This is a genomic window from Glycomyces endophyticus (genome assembly GCF_039531525.1).
Lineage (GTDB): Bacteria > Actinomycetota > Actinomycetes > Mycobacteriales > Micromonosporaceae > Glycomyces > Glycomyces endophyticus.
In genome coordinates this window covers 65,226-81,490 of the sequence record NZ_BAAAQF010000006.1, presented here as the reverse complement: position 1 = coordinate 81,490, position 16,265 = coordinate 65,226, and the positions used below count along the sequence as shown (strand labels likewise).

The window sequence follows — 16,265 nt, the reverse complement described above, 5'->3', positions numbered from 1 at the left end:
TCTGATTTGTGCTCACCTGGAACCGGGCGGAGTGCGGCGTTCGTGTCGCTCATCGGTTCTCGCTCCACCGGCGATAGAGGTCGAGGACCGTCCGGCGGAGCGCCTCGCGCATTTCCGGAGTCGGGAAGCGCCAGCTGTGCTCGGAGACGAGGTGGAGGTTCGGAGTCGATGTGCCGGGTCCGGTCACCACGCCGAGGTACACCGAGAGCTCGCCTGGCGCGATCCGGAAGCACATGACCGACCCCCAGTCGGGATCGAGCAGGCACCGGATCCGCGTCGATCCGACCACTTCCACGCCGACTTCGATCTCCTGTGGAGCCGGCGACGGGCGACGATTCCCCTGGACGCTCGGATACTGCATCACTGCCTCCTCTTCTTCTTCGGCAATCGGATGGGCGATTGCGTTGGAACGAAGTTAGATCGGCGGCTGCATGCGATTCAAGAGCGGAACCACAGGTCAGGGCTGGGCAGAATTGCTGGTCACCCGTGCTCGGCAGTTTTGGTCGGCAGTACGCCGACCAAAACTGCCGAGTGGTTCGTGGTGGTTGTGTTGCAGGGGAATCGTGTGATACTGGGCGGATGGCAGATGCGAAGGCGCTTCGCCGCGAGATCGGGCGCGAGTTCGACAAGATGCGGGATGCGGCGCGGGTTCCGGCGAATGAAATTCGAATCATCAAGATCTGCGGTTCAACGAGAACCTTTGCGCGCCTGGTGAAAGGCGAGAGAACGAACCTGACCTACCCTGTCATCGGCGCACTCTGCGATCTCTTCGGAGCCAGCCCCCAGAAGAAGTTCGAGATACAGCGCCTGTGGGACGTCCTTGACAACACGAGTTTCTCGGAATCCGCCGAGGCGTGGCTGAAGGACGGATTCAGCCCGTACCTGGGTTTCGAGCGCATTGCGGTGCGCCTCGACCTGCATGAGATGAGCTTCGTGCCAGGGCTCTTCCAGACCGAGAGCTATGTTCGCCGCCTGCACGACCACAACAACCGACTCGAACCTACCGAAGCGGAGAACCTCATCGAGCTGCGACTTCGGCGCCAGCAGGATATGGACGACCGAGGCGAGACCGTAACGATTCGGGCCTTGATCCAGGAAGGGGCGCTCCGCAGCGGATGCGACCTCGAGCAGCTGGAGCATCTGTGCGAGCTGGATGAGCGGCCGAACATCACCATCGCCTACCTGCCGTTCTCGGCAGGGCCACATCCCGAGTTGATCGCACCTTTCAACCTACTATCGTTCCTTAATGACAAGGATCCTGACCTTGTCTACTTCGAGGCGACCGGTGAGTCTCGATTCGTGGAGGCGCTTGAGACCGTGCAAGCCTGCCGGCGTGCATTCGAGTCAGGTCTTGGGCAGGCGAGGACGATCAAGGAGTTCAGACTATGAGTCGGAACGGGTGGCGAAAGTCAAGTCGAAGCGGCGGCGATGGAGGCAACTGCGTCGAGGCGCGAAACGCCATCTCCGGCTTCGAAGTCCGAGACAGCAAGCTCGGTGAGGGTTCGCCGGTGTTCGAACTGGAGACTGCGGACTTCATCGGGTTGCTGCGCGACGTGAAGCGCCCCTGACCGGGGCTGGTGCTGACACACCGACTGCAAGCCGGGGCCCACGAGCGCAGCTCGTGGGCCCCGGCTTCTGCGTTGCGCGACAGAGGCTCGCAGCGGTGCCCGAGGCGCGATCGTCGCCTCGGGCACCGGTTCAGACGGGGTCAGGTCAGGTGGTTCGGGCCCAGAGGGCCGGGGTCACGTCCGGGGTCCAGGTGGACTGGGACGTGTGGGCGATGACGCAGCGGTAGCCGACGCCGTTGTAGGTGACGAGGGCGCCGACGGCGTAGGGCGTGCCGGCGCTCCAGGTGCCGCCCCCGCCTCCGCCGCCGATGACGAGGGTGAAGGTCGCCGTGCGGGTCACGGTGCCCTGCGCGGTGACGGTGATCGTATGGGTGCCTTGGGCGGCCGAGGCCGCGACGGTGAGCGTCAGGGTCGCCGAGCCGCCGGTGGTGACCTGGGCGGGGGAGACGGTGGCCTGGACGCCGGTGGGGGCGCCGGTCACGGTGAGGTTCACCGATTGGGCGCTGCCGGAGGTCGTCTGGGTGGCGACCGTCGCGGTGGTGGACTGGCCCGGTTGGACCGTCGCGGTGCCGGGACTGACCGACATCGTGAACCCGGGCTGGGTGCCGCCCGAGGTGGTGAGGGTCGCGCCGGTGCGCTGGAGGGCCCGGTTGAGCGGTTCGTACACCGTCCAGCCGCTCGGGCAGGTGCCCGCGCCGCCGGAGGTGATGCCCTGGGCGCTGTTGCCGGAGATGTACGAGCCGCCGGAGTCGCCGGGTTCGGCGCACACGGTCGTGCGGGTCATGCCCGAGAGCGAGCCCTCGGGGTAGCTGATCTGCACGCCCTTGGCCTCGATGACGCCGCAGTACCAGCCGGTGGTCGAACCGGACCGGCACACGGAGGCGCCGACGACCGCTTCGGTGCCGTTGGCGACCGTGACGTTGGTGTTGTTGTAGCGGTTGACGTTCGGCGACACCGTCCAGCCGGTGCCGGCCTGGACCCAGGCCCAGTCCTCACCGGGGAACTGCGACAGGCGGAACTGGCCGCCCGCGCCGGTGCCGCCGGTGATCTGGCCGTTGCCGATGTCGCAGTGCCCCGCGGTGACGAAGCCCTGCCCGTAGGTCGGGTGGGTGGCGGAGAAGCCGACGGAGCAGCGGGACTGCCCGCCGATGTTGTAGGCGTCGCCGCCGCGGATCGACCCCTGGTAGGGGACCGGCTGCTCGGCTTCGACCGAGACGCTCCAGGCGTCGGCGTCGAGGCCGGCTTCGTCGGCGACCCGCTCGGCCGCTTCGGCGCTGGCGGCGACGATGGCGATCTCGTTGGCGGGGAGGTCGACGTACCAGCTGTAGACGTCGTCTGCTGCGAGGGTGTCGACCGCGGCCGTGACGTCGGCTGCGAGGGCCGACAGCTCCGTGAATGAGCGGTCGACGACGGCGGCGCGGTAGCCGTCGGCGTCGAGGGCCGTCGCGAACGCCTCGGTGGCGGCGACGACGATGCGGCCGTCGGCGTCGATCCAGGTGCCGGCGTAGTCGGCGCCGAGTTCGGCGGTGGCGGTGTGTTCGATCTCGACCGCCGCGTCCTCGGCCGCGAGGCGCTGGAGGGCTTCCGAGGTGGTGAGGCCGAGGTCGTCCTCCATCGCGGCGAGTACCGCGGGGTCGACGTCGGGGGCGGGGAGGGGTTGTGCGTTGGCGGTGAACGGTGCGCTGAGGATGAGCGCTCCGCTTCCCGTCAGCACCGCGGCCGCGACGGCGGCGATGCTCCTTCGAGGACTCATGTTCATGCCTTTCTCGCAGGTCATGCGAAAAATCGATGAGACGGTGGGTGTGGCCACGCGCCCCAGCCTAGAGTCCGATTAATAGATTGTAAAGTTTCTATATAGAAAAATCTGATGATTTTCCGTCCCCTGTGTCCAAGAGGATCCACACTGCACCCCGGGGCTCAGATACCCGGCGGTAGGCAAGGGCTGTCCGGTCCCGGGCGCCCGGGACCGGACTCGCGCTCAGGCGCGGCAGAGGATCTCGCCGTGCGGGATCATCAGCCAGGAGGCCTCGTCCCGGCCCCAGGACTTCCAGGAGTCGGAGATCGCCTGGAGCTGCTCGGGGGTGGCGTGGCCGCCGTCCAGGGCCTGCGAGGCGAAGTCGGAGTGCAGGCTGCGGTCGGCCCAGAGGTCGCCCCACCAGTTTCGGTCGGTCTCGTCGGAGAAGGTCCAGGTGGAGGAGGTCGCCTCGATCGCGGACTCGGGGAAGCCGGCCTTGAGGGCCCAGGACTTCAGGCGCCGGCCCGCGTCGGGCTCGCCGCCGCCGGCGCGGGCGACCGTCTCGTACAGGTCGAGCCAGTCGGTCAGCCCCTGCGACTCGGGGAACCAGGTGAAGGCCGCGTAGTCGCTGTCGCGCACCGCGATCAGGCCGCCGGGCTTCGCCACGCGCCGCATCTCGGACAGGGCCTGCACCGGGTCGCTCACGTGCTGGAGCACCTGGTGGGCGTGGACGATGTCGAACGTGCCGTCCGCGAAGCGCAGCGCGTGGACGTCGGCCTGCTCGAAGCTCGCGTTGGTCACCCCGCGCTCCGCGGCCGCCGCCTCGGCCTTGGGCAGGACGTCCGCGACGTAGTCCACGCCCGTCACGCGGCCGTCGTGGGCGATCTCGGCGAAGTCGGCGGTGATCGTGCCGGGGCCGCAGCCGATGTCGAGGATCGTGTGGTCGGTCTTGAGGTACGGCAGCAGGTACGCCGCCGAGTTCTCGGCGGTGCGCCACGCGTGCGACCGCAAGACCGATTCGTGGTGGCCGTGGATGTACTTCGCCGTCTCTTTTGCCATGGGCACGAGACTAGTCCCTCTATACCAATTGGTGGGAGCAGGATTTCACCATGCGGTCACCGGGATGACGGGGACGGTCACGACCAGCCGCGCCGCCGGGCGAGCCAGTCGGCCGCGGCCAGGCCGGACCAGCGCTGGTGCGCGCGGAGGTACGGCGAGACGTCGGGGATCGGGTCCTGCGCGGACTCGCCGAGATAGTAGCCGGTGATCGAGGCCAGCGCGGTGTCGAGCTCCTCGGCCGTGACGCCGGCGGCGGTGGGGTGGCGGCGGAAGAGGGCGTCGGCGTCGTGCCCGTCGCCGTGGGCGGCGACGAGGAGGCACACCGTGTCGAACCAGGGGGAGTGGACCTGGACCCAGTTCCAGTCGCAGATCCAGGCCCGGTCCGCGCCGAGGACCATGTTGTCCGGGCGCAGGTCGAAGTGCGTCACCGCGTCGGACTCCATCGCCTCGTCGATGCCGGACTCGAGGGCTGCGAGCTCGTCGACGCGGCCCTCGAGGGGCGCGGGGACGAAGAACGGCGCCGTCCGGCCCGCGGCGACGCCGGTGAACTGGCGCAGCTTGTCGTCGATCGGCACGGCCGTCACGCCGAGGCCGAGCAGGGCCTGCGGGGCCGGGGTCAGGGCCGCGGCCGCCTGGGCCCAGGCTTCGAGCATCAGATCGAGGTCGCGGGGGGACATCGGGAGGGTCGGGGCGCGGCCGTCGACGGCCTCGAAGCCGAGGACGGTCCAGTCGTCGAAGTCCGCGGCGAACTCGAGGCGGGGCGCCGGGACGCCGGCGGGGAGCGCCGTGTTGACGCGGGCCTCCTGCCGGTAGGCCGCGAGGGCCCACGACCGGTCGGCGCCCGCGGCCTTGACGAAGAGCTCGGCGCCCGACTCGGAGGTGAGGCGCGCGGCGAAGCCGCCGCTGAACCCGCTGCCGGCCATGCGGATCTCGGCGGGCGCGCCGCCCAGCTCCTTGACCACCGCGGCGCGCACCGGCTCCGGGAGGGTCTCCCAGCCGGTGCGCACCGCGGTGCTGTCGTACGGGACGGTCTCGCCGAATCGGGACATGGGGAGAGTCTGCCCCCGGTGCGGACCGGGTGCAATCCAGTTTCGGCTCAAGCCGGGCCCTGCACCGGAATGCCGAGCCGTCCCCGGTACGGGTGGCGCCCGTTGGTCTCCTCCCAGGACAGGAGCTCCGCCCACGCGCGGGGGAGGTCGGGCCGGACGAGGTAGGTCACCTCGGGGTCGCGGGTGTTCCGATGCTGCAGCAGCAGCGCCCAGTACTCCTCCAGCGCCTGCCGCACCTCCTCGAACAGGTAGGTCTGCCGCCACGGCATGCCCTCCATCGTGAACTCCACATCGGCGGGCCGCACGGCGACGTCCCAGCCGCCGAAGTTCATGTCCGCGCGGGGCAGCGCCCCGGTCGCGACGTCGTGGACCCCGCTCAACGCCGCCAGGGCCGCATAGAAGGACGCGCCGACGTCGCCCACGAGCCAGCTCCCGAGGGCGTGGTCGCGCGGGTCGGCCATGTCGTACTCGATGCCGCGGGAGTCGATCGTGAACCTCATTTGCCGAGCTTCTTCCTCATGTCCTCGTACTCGTTCGGGCTGACGGGGTGCCCGTTGCCTATCCGCCCGGTCGACGGGTCCCAGTACCCCTTGATGTAGACCCCATTGTGCTCGCCGTACCACTTGCCGTCGGGGTCCTTGCGCCCGTGCTTGAACGACTCGCTCATCGCCGTGTCGATGTCCTGCGGGCTCCACTTGTCGGGGAAGAACGTGTTCGTCGCGTCCTTGCTCGACCAGGACTTCTTCGGCACCCATTCGGGCGGCGGGTGCGGATTGCGGTACTCGGTCTTGGCGTCGTACACACCGTTCGGGTGCGTCGCCTGGACGTCGCCGATCCTGCGCCCGGGCAGGTCCTCGCCGCCGGGCCGGTAGTGGTATCCGGTCCCGACGAGGTCGCCGTTCCACGTGCGCAGCTCACCGCGCATGAGGTGGGTGAGCTCGCGGGCCGAGAGGTTGTGCGCCGCACTGCCCTTGCGGCGCGGCGGTTTCTTGAGGTAGTTGAGGGCCTTGGTGATCAGCCCGCTGCGCTTCGGTGCCATCAGCCCTCCAGCAGCGACGTCAGGGCGTGCTCGATCAGCGCGCCGACCGCCTCCTTGAGCGCCGTCTTGACGGCGGCGGCGACGGCGGCGCCGGCGCCGCCGCCCGCGACGGCCGCCGCGATGATCGCGATCACCGCCGCCACGAGCTCGACGATGATGTGGATCTTGAGCGCGATGACGATGAGCGCGCAGAGCTGGAGGGCCTGGCCAGCGACGAGTGCGCCCTCGACACCCTCTTCGAGCGACTTCTTGGGACTGTCCGGCCCTTCCCACCAGGTCTGGAACGCCTCGATGTCGTCGCCGCTGCTCTCCCCCCAGACTTCCGCGGCCGCCGCTGCCGCCTGCTCGGTGAGCGGGCGGAGTGTTCCGGCGAGCTCGGTCCACGCGGTGCCGAGCTCCGCGATCTTGTCCTCGTCGGCGGTTGGGAACTCGAAGCCGGTCCAGCTCATCGGCTCGGTGAGCCAGTCGGGAAGCGTGATCGTCATGTCAGCCCCGCGCCCGTTCACCGATGCGTCCGAAGTCCTTCGACGCGTCCTCGTCGGACTTGCGCCAGCCCGCGGCGAATCCGACGAGGTCGGTGCCGGCGGCGCCGACGCCCAGGGCCGCTTCGGCGTAGACGTCGAGTGCGGTCTCCCGCACCTCGGTGTGCCCGGTCTCCATGAGTTCACCGATCGCGCCGCTCCCGAAGCAGCCTTCGAGGGAGCCGGCGGCGTCGTTGAACACCCCGATCGCGTCGTTCATCTCGGCCGCGAGGTTCTCGAGGCGCTTCCCCTGGGACTCCAGCTCGTCAGGGTCGTTCCGCACGCTCACGGGTCACCTCCCGTCCGAGCGCTGGAGGCGCTTGACCGTGTCCAGGACGGAGGCGAACGAGTCCCGCGCCCGCTCGCTGATCGCGGCGAACTCGCCGGGGACCGCAGACGTGTCGAGCGCCGCCGCGGCGTCGATCGACTGCCGCAGTCGCACCAGGGCCTCGCTGCACGCGCGCGTGACCGCGGTGCCGAGCGCCTCGGGGCCGAGTTGGAAGCAGCGGGCGTCAAGGAACTCGATCCGCACGTATCCGGGCGGGACCGCGGTGACGCGGACGGCGCCCTCGCAGGCGAGGATCGGTACGGGTGGAACGCCGCCGCCGGCGTTCACGCGGTCGGCCACGGCTGCGGCGCGGTCCACGAGGCTGGTGAGGTCCGCGAGGGACCGGAGCGGGTCGGTCATGCGGGAACGCTAAAAGGGACCGTCCCGACTCGGTCACGGAAACGTCCCGGGCGCCGCCGGGCAGGGAGCGGCCCTCGCCGCCGTGGTGGGGGCGGCAGCGAGGGCCGGGTTCATTCTAGGCGCTCGCGAGCAAGGAGGGAATGACCACGGGCAGCACATAGCAGCCGATGTCGCCGACCTCGCTGTAGGTGAGGGCCCAGGCGGCGGTCCTGGCGTCGCGGCAGAGGACCACGAAGGCCACCATGCAGCTGAGCGCCCGCTGGGCGTCGGTCATGAACTGGAGCCACGACTCCGCTTGCGCCGGATCGGGTGCGAGGACGGCGTCGAAGAGGAGGGCGATGACGCGCTCGCCGCTCTTGGCGTAGGCCGCCGCCACGCAGACGCGGAGGCGGCCGGGTTGCTCGGGGAGGATGATGGTCCTGCGGCTGACGGTGATGCTGTCGTGGTCGGGGAGGTCGGGTCCGTCGGTGAAGTTGTACAGCTCTGTGGCGAATTCAGGGCGCGTCTCCATCAGCATGGCGAGGAGTTCGTTGTACTCGATCGACATTCGAGTTCCTAACTTCCGCGTGGGGTCACAAAAGGTGGGTTGTAGGAACAACGAAGACAAGAGTTTCCGGTTACGGGTAATCGCCGCGAGTTGGGGAGGAAACTTGCAGCTGCATCACGGCTGCGGCGGCGGTCCCGTGAGAGACGAAGGGGCGCGGCGGGATTGCTCCCGCCGCGCCCCTGGTGTCGTCAGGCCGCTAGAGGCCCAGCTGGTGTTCGAAGTTGCCCTCTTCGATGCGCTTGGTGACCGCTTCGAGGTAGCGGGCGGCGTCGGCGCCGTCGATGAGGCGGTGGTCGTAGCTCAGCGTCAGGTGCATGACCGAGCGCACCGCGATGACCTCGCCCAGCTCCGGGTCGTTGATCACGCGGGGGCGCTTGACGATCGCGGCGGTGCCGAGGATCGCGGACTGCCCCACCGGGACGATCGGCGTGTCGAACAGCGCGCCCACCGAGCCGGTGTTGGTGATCGTGAAGGTGGCCCCGAACAGGTCGTCGGGGGTGAGGCCGCCGTCGCGGGCCTTCTTGGCGATCTCGGCGATCCGCTTGGCCAGGCCCGGGATGTTCAGGTCGCCGGCGTTCTTGACGACCGGGACGATGAGGCCCTTGGGCGTGTCCACCGCGAAGCCGACGTGCTCGGCCTCGGGGTAGGTGATCGTCTTCTCCTCCATGCTCATGGTGGCGTTGACGATCGGGTACTGCTGGAGCGCCTCGATCGCGGCGATCGAGAAGAACGGCAGGAAGGAGAGCTTGACGCCGTGGCGGGCGAGGAACTCGTCCTTCTTGGCCGCGCGGAGCTTCGCCACCTTGGTGACGTCCACTTCGCGCACCGTCGTCAGCTGCGCCGTGGTCTGCATCGACTGGAGCAGGGCCTTGGCGGCGGACTGGCGCAGGCGCGACATCTTCTCGGTGCGGCCGCGCAGCGGGCTGACCTCGGCCGGGGCCGGAGCGGCCTTGGCCGGGGCGGCGGCGGGCGCGGGGGCCTCGGCCTTCTTGGCGTCGATGGCGGCCTGGACGTCCTCCTTGCGGATGCGTCCGCCCACACCGGAGCCGGAGACGGACGAGAGGTCCACCCCGTTGTCGGCGGCGAGCTTGCGCACCAGCGGCGTCACGTACGAGCCGGACGGCTTCGACGCGGCGGGCGCGGCCGCCGGGGCGGCCGTGTCCGGAGCGGCGGCGACCGGGGCCTCGGCGACCTCGGGCGCGGCCGGGGCCGGCGAGGTCGGCGTGGACTCGGCCTGCGCCGGGGCCGGAGCGGGCTCCGGCTCGGACTTCACCGCGGGAGTCGGCTCGGACTTCGGCTCGGGCTTCGGTTCCGGCGCGGCGGCGGCCGGAGCGGCGTCGCCGGATCCGATGATCGCCAGCACGGAGCCCACCTCGGTGGTCTCGTCCTCGGCGACGCGGATCTCCAGCAGGGTGCCGGCGGCCGGCGACGGGATCTCCGTGTCGACCTTGTCGGTCGAGATCTCCAGGAGCGGCTCGTCGACCTCGACGGTGTCGCCGACGGCCTTGAGCCAGGTGGTCACGGTGCCCTCGGTGACGGACTCGCCCAGCTCGGGCAGGCGCACCTCGGTGCCGGACGCGGCACTGGAAGACGCGGCCTTCGCAGCCTCGCCGGCCTGAGCGGCCTCGTCCTTCGGCTCCTCCGCCTTGGGCGCTTCGGCCTTCGGGGCCTCGGGCTCGGGCAGCGGCTCCTGCGCGGGAGCCGGCGCGGCCGGGGCGTCACCGGTGGCCTCGGACGGGTCGCCGATGATCGCCAGCTCGCCGCCGACCTCGACGTCCGTGTCCTCGGGGACCACGATCTTCAGCAGCACACCCGCGACCGGCGAAGGAACCTCGGTGTCGACCTTGTCGGTCGAGACCTCCAGGAGCGGCTCGTCGACCTCGACGGTGTCGCCTTCCTTCTTGAGCCACTGGGTGACAGTCCCCTCGGTGACCGACTCACCGAGAGCGGGCATCGTTACCGATGTCGGCATCGTTCGTTCAACTCCTGCGGTTGTGGATTAGTCGTGGGCGTGCAGCGGCTTGCCGGCCAGCAGCATCGCCGCTTCGCCGATCGCCTCGTTCTGGGTGGGGTGCATGTGGATCAGCTGGGCGACGTCGTTCGCGTACGCCTCCCAGTTGTAGATCAGCTCCGCCTCGCCGATCTGCTCGGAGATGCGCGCGCCCACCATGTGGACGCCGACGATCGGGCCGTCCTCGACCGCCACGAGCTTGACGAAGCCCTGGGTCTTCAGGATGTTCGACTTGCCGTTGCCCGCGAGGTTGTAGTTGACCGACTTGATCTTGTCGGCGCCGTACTTCTCCTTCGCCTTGTCCTCGTTGAGGCCCATGGAGGCCACCTCGGGCTCGGTGAAGGTGACGCGCGGGATGCCGGTCTCGTCGATCGGGGCCGGGTTCAGGCCCGCGATGTGCTCGGCGACGAAGATGCCCTGGAGGAAGCCGCGGTGCGCGAGCTGGATGCCGGGGACGATGTCGCCGACGGCGTAGACGCCGGGGATGCTCGTCTGGAGGTGCTCGTTCACGGGGACGAAGCCCCGGTCGAGGGTGATGCCCTGCTCTTCGTAGCCGATGTTCGCGGTGACCGGGCCGCGGCCGACGGCCACGAGCACGAGGTCGCCCTCGACGACGGTGCCGCCCTGGATCGTCACCTGGACGCCCGACGCCGTCTTCTCGACCTTCTCGAAGAACTTGCCGGTGTGGAACTTGATGCCGCGCTTGCGGAAGGCCCGCTCCAGTTGCTTGGAGGAGTCCGCGTCCTCGGCGGCGATGAGGCGGGGGAGGCCTTCGATGATCTCGACCTCGACGCCCAGGGACTTCCAGGCGGAGGCGAACTCGACGCCGATGACGCCGCCGCCGATCACGATGGCCTTGTTCGGCAGTTCGGTCAGTTCGAGGGCGTGCTCGGAGGCGATGATCTTCTCGCCGTCGATCTCGAGGCCCGGGAGGGTCTTGGAGTACGAGCCGGTCGCGAGGACGACGTGCTTGCCGGTGACGGTCTGGCCGTCGTCGACCTGCACCGAGTTCGGGCCGACGAGGGTGCCGGTGCCCTGGATGAAGTCGACCTTGTGGGCCTTGACCAGGCCCTGGAGGCCCTTGTACAGCTTGGAGACGACGTCGTCCTTGTACTTCTTCACCGCGGGCATGTCGACGCCCTTGAACTCGGCGAGGATGCCGAACTGCTCGGACTCGCGGGCGGTGTCGGCGACCTCGCCGGCGTGGAGCAGGGCCTTGGTGGGGATGCAGCCGCGGTGCAGGCAGGTGCCGCCGACCTTGTCCTTCTCGATGAGGGCCACCTTCAGGCCCAGCTCAGCGGAGCGGAACGCCGCCGCGTAGCCGCCGCTGCCGCCGCCCAGGATGACGACGTCGTATCCTGCGTTCGGGTCGCTCATTGCTCTCCCCACTTGCCACTTAACGGATGCTTAGGTTCGCTGCCCATCCTTCCACCGGGCGGTACTCGTGGTCGCCCAGACCCGGTGCTTGGAGTGTGCAACACCATTCAACCGCTTGCTGGGACCTTCCGAAAGTCAAGTTCGTGTGCGGCTGGACACAGGCGTCATCGCGCGTGTGTACGCTTGAAAGTCGACATCGTGCGGGTGCGTGAGGAGCGGTAGTGGGCTGGTTCGGCAAGAAGCGATCGAAGCAGGCGGACGGGACCCTGGACCGCGCCTCCGACAACGTCGACCAGCGTCACCTGGTCGAGTTCATCAACACGCGCACCGGGGTCGAGGCGTACGTCGAGCCCAAGACCACCGTCACCGAGACCACGGTCATGCTCATCGCCCACGACGGCGAGTGGACGCGGCGCCGCGTCGCCGGCCCGGCCGGAGCGTTCGCCCTGGGCCGCAAGCACAACGTCCCCGTGTACGAGGTCGCGAAGGTCGGCTACCCCCAGCGCAAGCGGGACTACGACGCGCGGAAGAAGCTCGAGCAGCAGCGCCGCCAGTAGACGCGGAAGCGGCCGGCCCCGCCGGACCGGCCGCGTAAATTCTCGTGCACTGTCCCGCCACATGGCGGTGAGCCCGTCCTAGGCGGCGTGCTCCTCCAGGAGCGCCACCAGCGTGCGCACCGGCACCGCGGTCGCGCCCTTGGCGGTGTACCCGTGGGCCGAGTCGGAGTCCGCGGGGCCCGCGATGTCGAGGTGCGCCCACGGGATCTCCTCGGGCACGAACTTCGACAGGAAGATCCCGCCCTGGATCATGTGGCCGTCGCGCTTGAGGCCGGCCGCGCACTGCGAGACGTCCGCGATCGAGGACTCCATGAGCTTGACCAGGTCGTCGGGGAACGGCATCGGCCAGCCGTGCTCGCCGGTGGCGTCGCCGATGCGGCGGATCCGCTCGGTCTCCGAGTCGGTGCCCATCAGGCCCATGGTGCGGCGCCCGAGCGCGATGAGCTGGCCGCCGGTGAGCGTCGCGACGTCGTAGACCGCGTCGGGCTCGTCCTCGACGGCCCGCGAGAGCGCGTCGGCGAGCACCAGGCGGCCCTCGGCGTCGGTGTTGAGGATCTCGACGGTCATGCCGTTGCGGATGGTCAGCACGTCGGACGGCCGGTAGGCGGTGCCCGAGACGAGGTTCTCCGCGAGCGCGACCGTGCAGGTCACATTCACGCCGAGGCCCAGCTTCGCGGCGGCGATGGTCGCGCCGACGACGGCCGCGGCCCCCGCCATGTCGTACTTCATCTCCCACATGCCCGCGGTCGGCTTAATCGAGTAGCCGCCGGAGTCGAAGGTGATGCCCTTGCCGACGAGCGCGATGTGCTTGCTCGCGCCCTCGGGCCGGTAGGACAGCCGCACCAGGCGGGGCGGGGCCGACGAGCCGCCGCCGACGGCGAGGACGCCGCCGTAGCCGCCCGCCGAGAGCGCGTCGGCGTCGAGGATCTCGACCTCCAGGCCCGCCGCGACGGCGGCCTGCTCGATCTCGATCGCGAACGTCGGGGGGCGCAGCAGGTTCGCGGGCGCCGACACCCAGTCCTTGACGAGCGCGATGCTCTCGCCGATGACGCGGGCGCGCGCGATCGCGTCCTCGGACGCGCCGTAGACGCTGATCGACTCGGGGGCGGCGTCGCCGTTCCCCTCGGTCTTGAAGCCCTCGTACTTGTACGCGCCGAGGATCGCGCCGGTCGCGGTCGACTCGGGGTCGCCCTCGAACGCGACGGCGACCGTGGCCTGGCCGAACGCGGCGCGCACGGCCGTGCCGGCGGCGCGGCGCAGGGTCTCGTCGTCGAGGTCGCCGGCCTCGCCCAGACCGACGGCGAAGACGAGCGTCGCGCCGAGCCCCTCGGGCGCGGGCAGGCGGGTGAGGGAGGCGGCCCCGCCGGTGTTGCCGAGGGCGGCCAGCTGCGCGGCGAGCCGCCCGCCGAACCCGGCGTCGACGCCGGCGAGGCTCTCGGGCAGCACGGGCGCGTCCTCGCCGGAGAAGACGCCGACGACGAGGACGTCGACGTCCGCGTTCGCGGCGTCGCCGGAGGCGCTCAGCAGATCAGTCACGATCGTTCCTTAAGTTTTTCGGGGACCAAATGCTCCGATCCTAGCCACTGGGACGCGCACGATAGGCTCTGTCCCATGTCCGAACCGTCGCTGCTCACCTCACCGCTGCACTCCCGCCACATCGCCCACGGCGCCAAGTTCGCCGAGTTCGCCGGCTGGGACATGCCGCTCCAGTATCCGAGCGGCGTGCTCGCCGAGCACCAGGCGGTGCGCACCGGCGTCGGCGTCTTCGACGTCTCGCACCTGGGCAAGATCTGGGTGACCGGCGTGGGCGCGGCCGCGTTCGTCAACCGCTGCCTCGCGAACGACCTGGACCGGGTCGGCCCCGGCGGCGCCCAGTACACGCTGTGCCTCGACGAGTCCGGCGGCGTCGTCGACGACCTCATCGCCTACCGCTTCGGCGACGACCAGGTCTTCCTCATCCCGAACGCCGCCAACACCGCCGAGGTCGCCCGCCGCCTCGCCGCGGCCGCGCCCGCGGGCGTCGAGGTCCGCGACGTGCACCGGTCCTTCGCCGTCATCGCCGTCCAGGGCCCCGAGGCGCCGCGCATCCTCGAATACCTGGGCCTGCCGCACGAGCACGAGTACATGAGCTTCCGCGAGCACCTCGTCGACCACGCCGACGCCATCGTCTGCCGCTCCGGCTACACCGGCGAGACCGGCTACGAGGTGGTCGTCCCCAACGAGGCCGCGGGGGACCTGTGGGACGCGATGCTCGTCGCAGGGGCCGCCCCATGCGGGCTCGGCGCCCGCGACACCCTCCGCCTGGAGATGGGCTACCCGCTCCACGGCCAGGACCTCAGCCTCGACATCACGCCCGTGCAGGCCCGCCTGAACTGGGCGATCGGCTGGGACAAGCCCGAGTACTGGGGCAAGGCCGCCCTCGACGCCGAGAAGGCCGCCGGCCCGCGGCGCCGCCTCTGGGGCCTGGAGGCCGTCGGCAAGGGCGTGCCGCGCGCGCACATGACCGTCCTCGACGGCGACCGGGAGGTCGGCGAGACCACCTCCGGCACCCACGCGCCGACCCTGAAGAAGGGCGTCGCCCTCGCGCTCCTCGACGCCGCGTACAAGCCCGGCGCCGAGCTCGAACTCGACGTCCGCGGCCGCCGCCTGCCGGTGCGGGTCGTCAAGCCCCCCTTCACGGAGGCCACGCCGAAGTAGCCCCGACTCCCAGGTCGACGAGTGTAAATTCCCCCTGGTCTTGCCTGCCGCGAGGTTCTCAGATAGCGTTTACCAGAACCTCGCAGACGAAGGAGTCACATGTCAGGCACGCCGCATCGCTATGCCATCGTCGGGACCGGCTCGCGCGCCACGATGTACGTCAACGCGATCATCGAGCGGGGTGACACGGCCGCGCTCGTCGCGCTCGCCGACCCCAACCCGAAGCGGATCGCCCACCACGCCGCCGCCGTCGAGGCCGCCGGGCTCCCCGCCCCGGCCCTGTACGCCGCCGCCGACTTCGGGAGCCTCCTCGCCGAGACCGACCCCGACACGGTCATCGTCACCTCGGTCGACGCCACCCACCACGAGTACATCCTCGCCGCGCTCGCCGCCGACAAGGACGTCATCTCGGAGAAGCCGCTGACGACCACGGCCGAGCACGCCGCCGAGATCCTCGCCGCCGAGCAGCGGTCCGCCGGGACGGTCACCGTCACCTTCAACTACCGGTACAACCCCCTCCACGAGAAGGTCGCCGAACTGCTGCGCGAGGGCGCGATCGGCGAGATCACCTCCGTGGGCTTCGACTGGCTCCTCGACACCCGCCACGGCGCGGACTACTTCCGCCGCTGGCACCGCGAGGAGGCGAACTCGGGCGGCCTGCTCGTCCACAAGTCCGGCCACCACTTCGACCTCGTCAACTGGTGGCTCGACGCCGCCCCGGTGCGCGCCTTCGCGAAGGGCCGCCTCGCGTTCTACGGCGAGAACGGCAAGGCCAACGGCCACGACCGCGGCTACGAGCGCGTCCACGGCTCCGAGGCCGCCGCCGACGACCCGTTCGCGCTCCACATGGCCGAGAACCCCGGCCTCAAGGCCCTCTACCTCGACGCCGAGGACGAGGACGGCTACATCCGCGACCAGTCGGTGTTCGCGCCCGGCGTCACCATCTACGACGACATGATGTCCCTCGTGGACTACGACTCCGGCGTCACGCTCTCCTACCGGCTCACCGCCTACTCGCCCTGGGAGGGCTACCGGGTCCACTTCAACGGCACCCAGGGCCGTCTCGAACTCCTCGTCGTCGAGAACGACCACGTCAACCCGGCGCTCAAGGGCCCCAACGGGGCGAGCATCCACGGCACCCACGCCGCCGCCGAGGAGGGCTGGTACGAGCTCACCGTCCACCCGTTCTGGGCCAAGCCCGAGAAGATCGACCTGGGGGAGTACAACCGCGCCGGGCACGGCGGCGGCGACACCCGGATGCTCGGCGTCCTCTTCGACGGCGACACCGACCCCCACAACCGGTCGGCGAGCGCGCAGGACGGCCTGAACGCGCTGGCCGCGGGCCTGGCGTCGAACGCCTCGATCCGCACTGGGCAATCGATTGCCGTCTCCGACCTCTTCAAGCTGGAGCAATAAC

General features: G+C 70.1%; 18 protein-coding genes. 5 read left to right on the top strand and 13 right to left on the bottom strand.

All coding sequences use genetic code 11. The features are described from left to right. Window positions 1–49: 49 nt before the first annotated feature. Window positions 50–361 carry a hypothetical protein gene (locus tag ABD419_RS10435; RefSeq protein WP_344485575.1) on the bottom strand — a complete coding sequence of 104 codons (312 nt, stop codon included), beginning with the start codon at window positions 359–361 and terminating at the stop codon, window positions 50–52. A gap of 218 nt (window positions 362–579) precedes the next feature. Here ABD419_RS10435 and ABD419_RS10430 point away from each other — a divergent pair, with 218 nt between their 5' ends. Further along, complete coding sequence (locus ABD419_RS10430) at window positions 580–1,389, top strand: DUF5753 domain-containing protein (RefSeq protein WP_344485572.1); 810 nt, start codon at window positions 580–582, stop codon at window positions 1,387–1,389. Then, complete coding sequence (locus tag ABD419_RS10425; protein ID WP_344485569.1) at window positions 1,386–1,568, top strand: DUF397 domain-containing protein; 183 nt, start codon at window positions 1,386–1,388, stop codon at window positions 1,566–1,568. Before ABD419_RS10430 ends, ABD419_RS10425 begins: the two co-directional genes overlap by 4 nt. Window positions 1,569–1,713: 145 nt before the next feature. Here the strand turns inward: ABD419_RS10425 and ABD419_RS10420 are convergent, their stop codons facing one another. The 11 genes from ABD419_RS10420 to lpdA all read right to left on the bottom strand — a co-directional run bounded on the left by ABD419_RS10420 (window position 1,714) and on the right by lpdA (window position 11,594). Continuing rightward, window positions 1,714–3,345, bottom strand: a complete 1,632-nt coding sequence (locus ABD419_RS10420; protein ID WP_344485567.1) for a carbohydrate-binding protein — start codon at window positions 3,343–3,345, stop codon at window positions 1,714–1,716. A 201-nt stretch (window positions 3,346–3,546) separates the two neighbouring features. Next, on the bottom strand, window positions 3,547–4,368 hold the full coding sequence (locus tag ABD419_RS10415; protein WP_344485564.1) for a class I SAM-dependent methyltransferase: 822 nt from the start codon (window positions 4,366–4,368) through the stop codon (window positions 3,547–3,549). A 71-nt stretch (window positions 4,369–4,439) separates the two neighbouring features. Continuing rightward, window positions 4,440–5,411, bottom strand: coding sequence for an aminoglycoside phosphotransferase family protein (locus tag ABD419_RS10410; protein ID WP_344485562.1), 972 nt, complete (start codon window positions 5,409–5,411; stop codon window positions 4,440–4,442). A 47-nt stretch (window positions 5,412–5,458) separates the two neighbouring features. Next, window positions 5,459–5,911 carry a hypothetical protein gene (locus tag ABD419_RS10405; protein WP_344485559.1) on the bottom strand — a complete coding sequence of 151 codons (453 nt, stop codon included), beginning with the start codon at window positions 5,909–5,911 and terminating at the stop codon, window positions 5,459–5,461. After that, a complete protein-coding gene (locus tag ABD419_RS10400; protein ID WP_344485557.1) occupies window positions 5,908–6,450 on the bottom strand; it encodes an EndoU domain-containing protein in 543 nt (180 codons plus the stop codon). The genes ABD419_RS10405 and ABD419_RS10400 overlap by 4 nt, the downstream gene beginning before the upstream one ends. Then, window positions 6,450–6,935, bottom strand: a complete 486-nt coding sequence (locus tag ABD419_RS10395; RefSeq protein ID WP_344485554.1) for a WXG100-like domain-containing protein — start codon at window positions 6,933–6,935, stop codon at window positions 6,450–6,452. Before ABD419_RS10395 ends, ABD419_RS10400 begins: the two co-directional genes overlap by 1 nt. A 1-nt stretch (window position 6,936) precedes the next feature. Beyond that, window positions 6,937–7,260 carry a hypothetical protein gene (locus tag ABD419_RS10390; RefSeq protein ID WP_344485551.1) on the bottom strand — a complete coding sequence of 108 codons (324 nt, stop codon included), beginning with the start codon at window positions 7,258–7,260 and terminating at the stop codon, window positions 6,937–6,939. A gap of 3 nt (window positions 7,261–7,263) precedes the next feature. Next, a complete protein-coding gene (locus tag ABD419_RS10385) occupies window positions 7,264–7,659 on the bottom strand; it encodes a hypothetical protein (RefSeq protein WP_344485548.1) in 396 nt (131 codons plus the stop codon). Between the two features lie 115 nt (window positions 7,660–7,774). Beyond that, window positions 7,775–8,206: a hypothetical protein gene (locus ABD419_RS10380; protein ID WP_344485546.1), complete on the bottom strand. Its 432-nt coding sequence runs from the start codon at window positions 8,204–8,206 to the stop codon at window positions 7,775–7,777. Between the two features lie 196 nt (window positions 8,207–8,402). After that, complete coding sequence (gene sucB / locus ABD419_RS10375; protein ID WP_344485543.1) at window positions 8,403–10,178, bottom strand: 2-oxoglutarate dehydrogenase, E2 component, dihydrolipoamide succinyltransferase; 1,776 nt, start codon at window positions 10,176–10,178, stop codon at window positions 8,403–8,405. A 27-nt stretch (window positions 10,179–10,205) separates the two neighbouring features. Continuing rightward, a complete protein-coding gene (lpdA, locus tag ABD419_RS10370) occupies window positions 10,206–11,594 on the bottom strand; it encodes a dihydrolipoyl dehydrogenase (RefSeq protein WP_344485540.1) in 1,389 nt (462 codons plus the stop codon). A gap of 221 nt (window positions 11,595–11,815) precedes the next feature. Between lpdA and ABD419_RS10365 the strand changes: the two genes are divergently transcribed. After that, on the top strand, window positions 11,816–12,151 hold the full coding sequence (locus ABD419_RS10365) for an oxidoreductase (RefSeq protein WP_344485536.1): 336 nt from the start codon (window positions 11,816–11,818) through the stop codon (window positions 12,149–12,151). Window positions 12,152–12,229: 78 nt separating this feature from the next. Here ABD419_RS10365 and ABD419_RS10360 read toward each other — a convergent pair whose 3' ends face one another. Next, complete coding sequence (locus ABD419_RS10360; protein ID WP_344485533.1) at window positions 12,230–13,687, bottom strand: leucyl aminopeptidase; 1,458 nt, start codon at window positions 13,685–13,687, stop codon at window positions 12,230–12,232. A 75-nt stretch (window positions 13,688–13,762) separates the two neighbouring features. Here ABD419_RS10360 and gcvT point away from each other — a divergent pair, with 75 nt between their 5' ends. Together gcvT and ABD419_RS10350 are read left to right on the top strand one after the other, a co-directional pair. Further along, complete coding sequence (gcvT, locus tag ABD419_RS10355) at window positions 13,763–14,848, top strand: glycine cleavage system aminomethyltransferase GcvT (protein ID WP_344485530.1); 1,086 nt, start codon at window positions 13,763–13,765, stop codon at window positions 14,846–14,848. A gap of 99 nt (window positions 14,849–14,947) precedes the next feature. Further along, the gene (locus ABD419_RS10350) at window positions 14,948–16,264 is read left to right on the top strand and encodes a Gfo/Idh/MocA family protein (RefSeq protein ID WP_344485527.1); all 1,317 of its coding nucleotides are present in this window, start codon (window positions 14,948–14,950) and stop codon (window positions 16,262–16,264) included. The last annotated feature ends 1 nt before the right edge of the window (window position 16,265 follow it).

What these genes read in the sequence shown, in the direction of transcription:
- gcvT (WP_344485530.1), top strand. Translation starts at nt 13,763, where the DNA reads ATGTCCGAACCGTCGCTGCTCACCTCACCGCTGCACTCCCGCCACATC.
- ABD419_RS10395 (WP_344485554.1), bottom strand. Translation starts at nt 6,935, where the DNA reads ATGACGATCACGCTTCCCGACTGGCTCACCGAGCCGATGAGCTGGACC.
- ABD419_RS10385 (WP_344485548.1), bottom strand. Translation starts at nt 7,659, where the DNA reads ATGACCGACCCGCTCCGGTCCCTCGCGGACCTCACCAGCCTCGTGGAC.
- ABD419_RS10405 (WP_344485559.1), bottom strand. Translation starts at nt 5,911, where the DNA reads ATGAGGTTCACGATCGACTCCCGCGGCATCGAGTACGACATGGCCGAC.
- sucB (WP_344485543.1), bottom strand. Translation starts at nt 10,178, where the DNA reads ATGCCGACATCGGTAACGATGCCCGCTCTCGGTGAGTCGGTCACCGAG.
- lpdA (WP_344485540.1), bottom strand. Translation starts at nt 11,594, where the DNA reads ATGAGCGACCCGAACGCAGGATACGACGTCGTCATCCTGGGCGGCGGC.
- ABD419_RS10425 (WP_344485569.1), top strand. Translation starts at nt 1,386, where the DNA reads ATGAGTCGGAACGGGTGGCGAAAGTCAAGTCGAAGCGGCGGCGATGGA.
- ABD419_RS10430 (WP_344485572.1), top strand. Translation starts at nt 580, where the DNA reads ATGGCAGATGCGAAGGCGCTTCGCCGCGAGATCGGGCGCGAGTTCGAC.
- ABD419_RS10420 (WP_344485567.1), bottom strand. Translation starts at nt 3,345, where the DNA reads ATGACCTGCGAGAAAGGCATGAACATGAGTCCTCGAAGGAGCATCGCC.
- ABD419_RS10400 (WP_344485557.1), bottom strand. Translation starts at nt 6,450, where the DNA reads ATGGCACCGAAGCGCAGCGGGCTGATCACCAAGGCCCTCAACTACCTC.
- ABD419_RS10410 (WP_344485562.1), bottom strand. Translation starts at nt 5,411, where the DNA reads ATGTCCCGATTCGGCGAGACCGTCCCGTACGACAGCACCGCGGTGCGC.
- ABD419_RS10435 (WP_344485575.1), bottom strand. Translation starts at nt 361, where the DNA reads ATGCAGTATCCGAGCGTCCAGGGGAATCGTCGCCCGTCGCCGGCTCCA.
- ABD419_RS10350 (WP_344485527.1), top strand. Translation starts at nt 14,948, where the DNA reads ATGTCAGGCACGCCGCATCGCTATGCCATCGTCGGGACCGGCTCGCGC.
- ABD419_RS10380 (WP_344485546.1), bottom strand. Translation starts at nt 8,206, where the DNA reads ATGTCGATCGAGTACAACGAACTCCTCGCCATGCTGATGGAGACGCGC.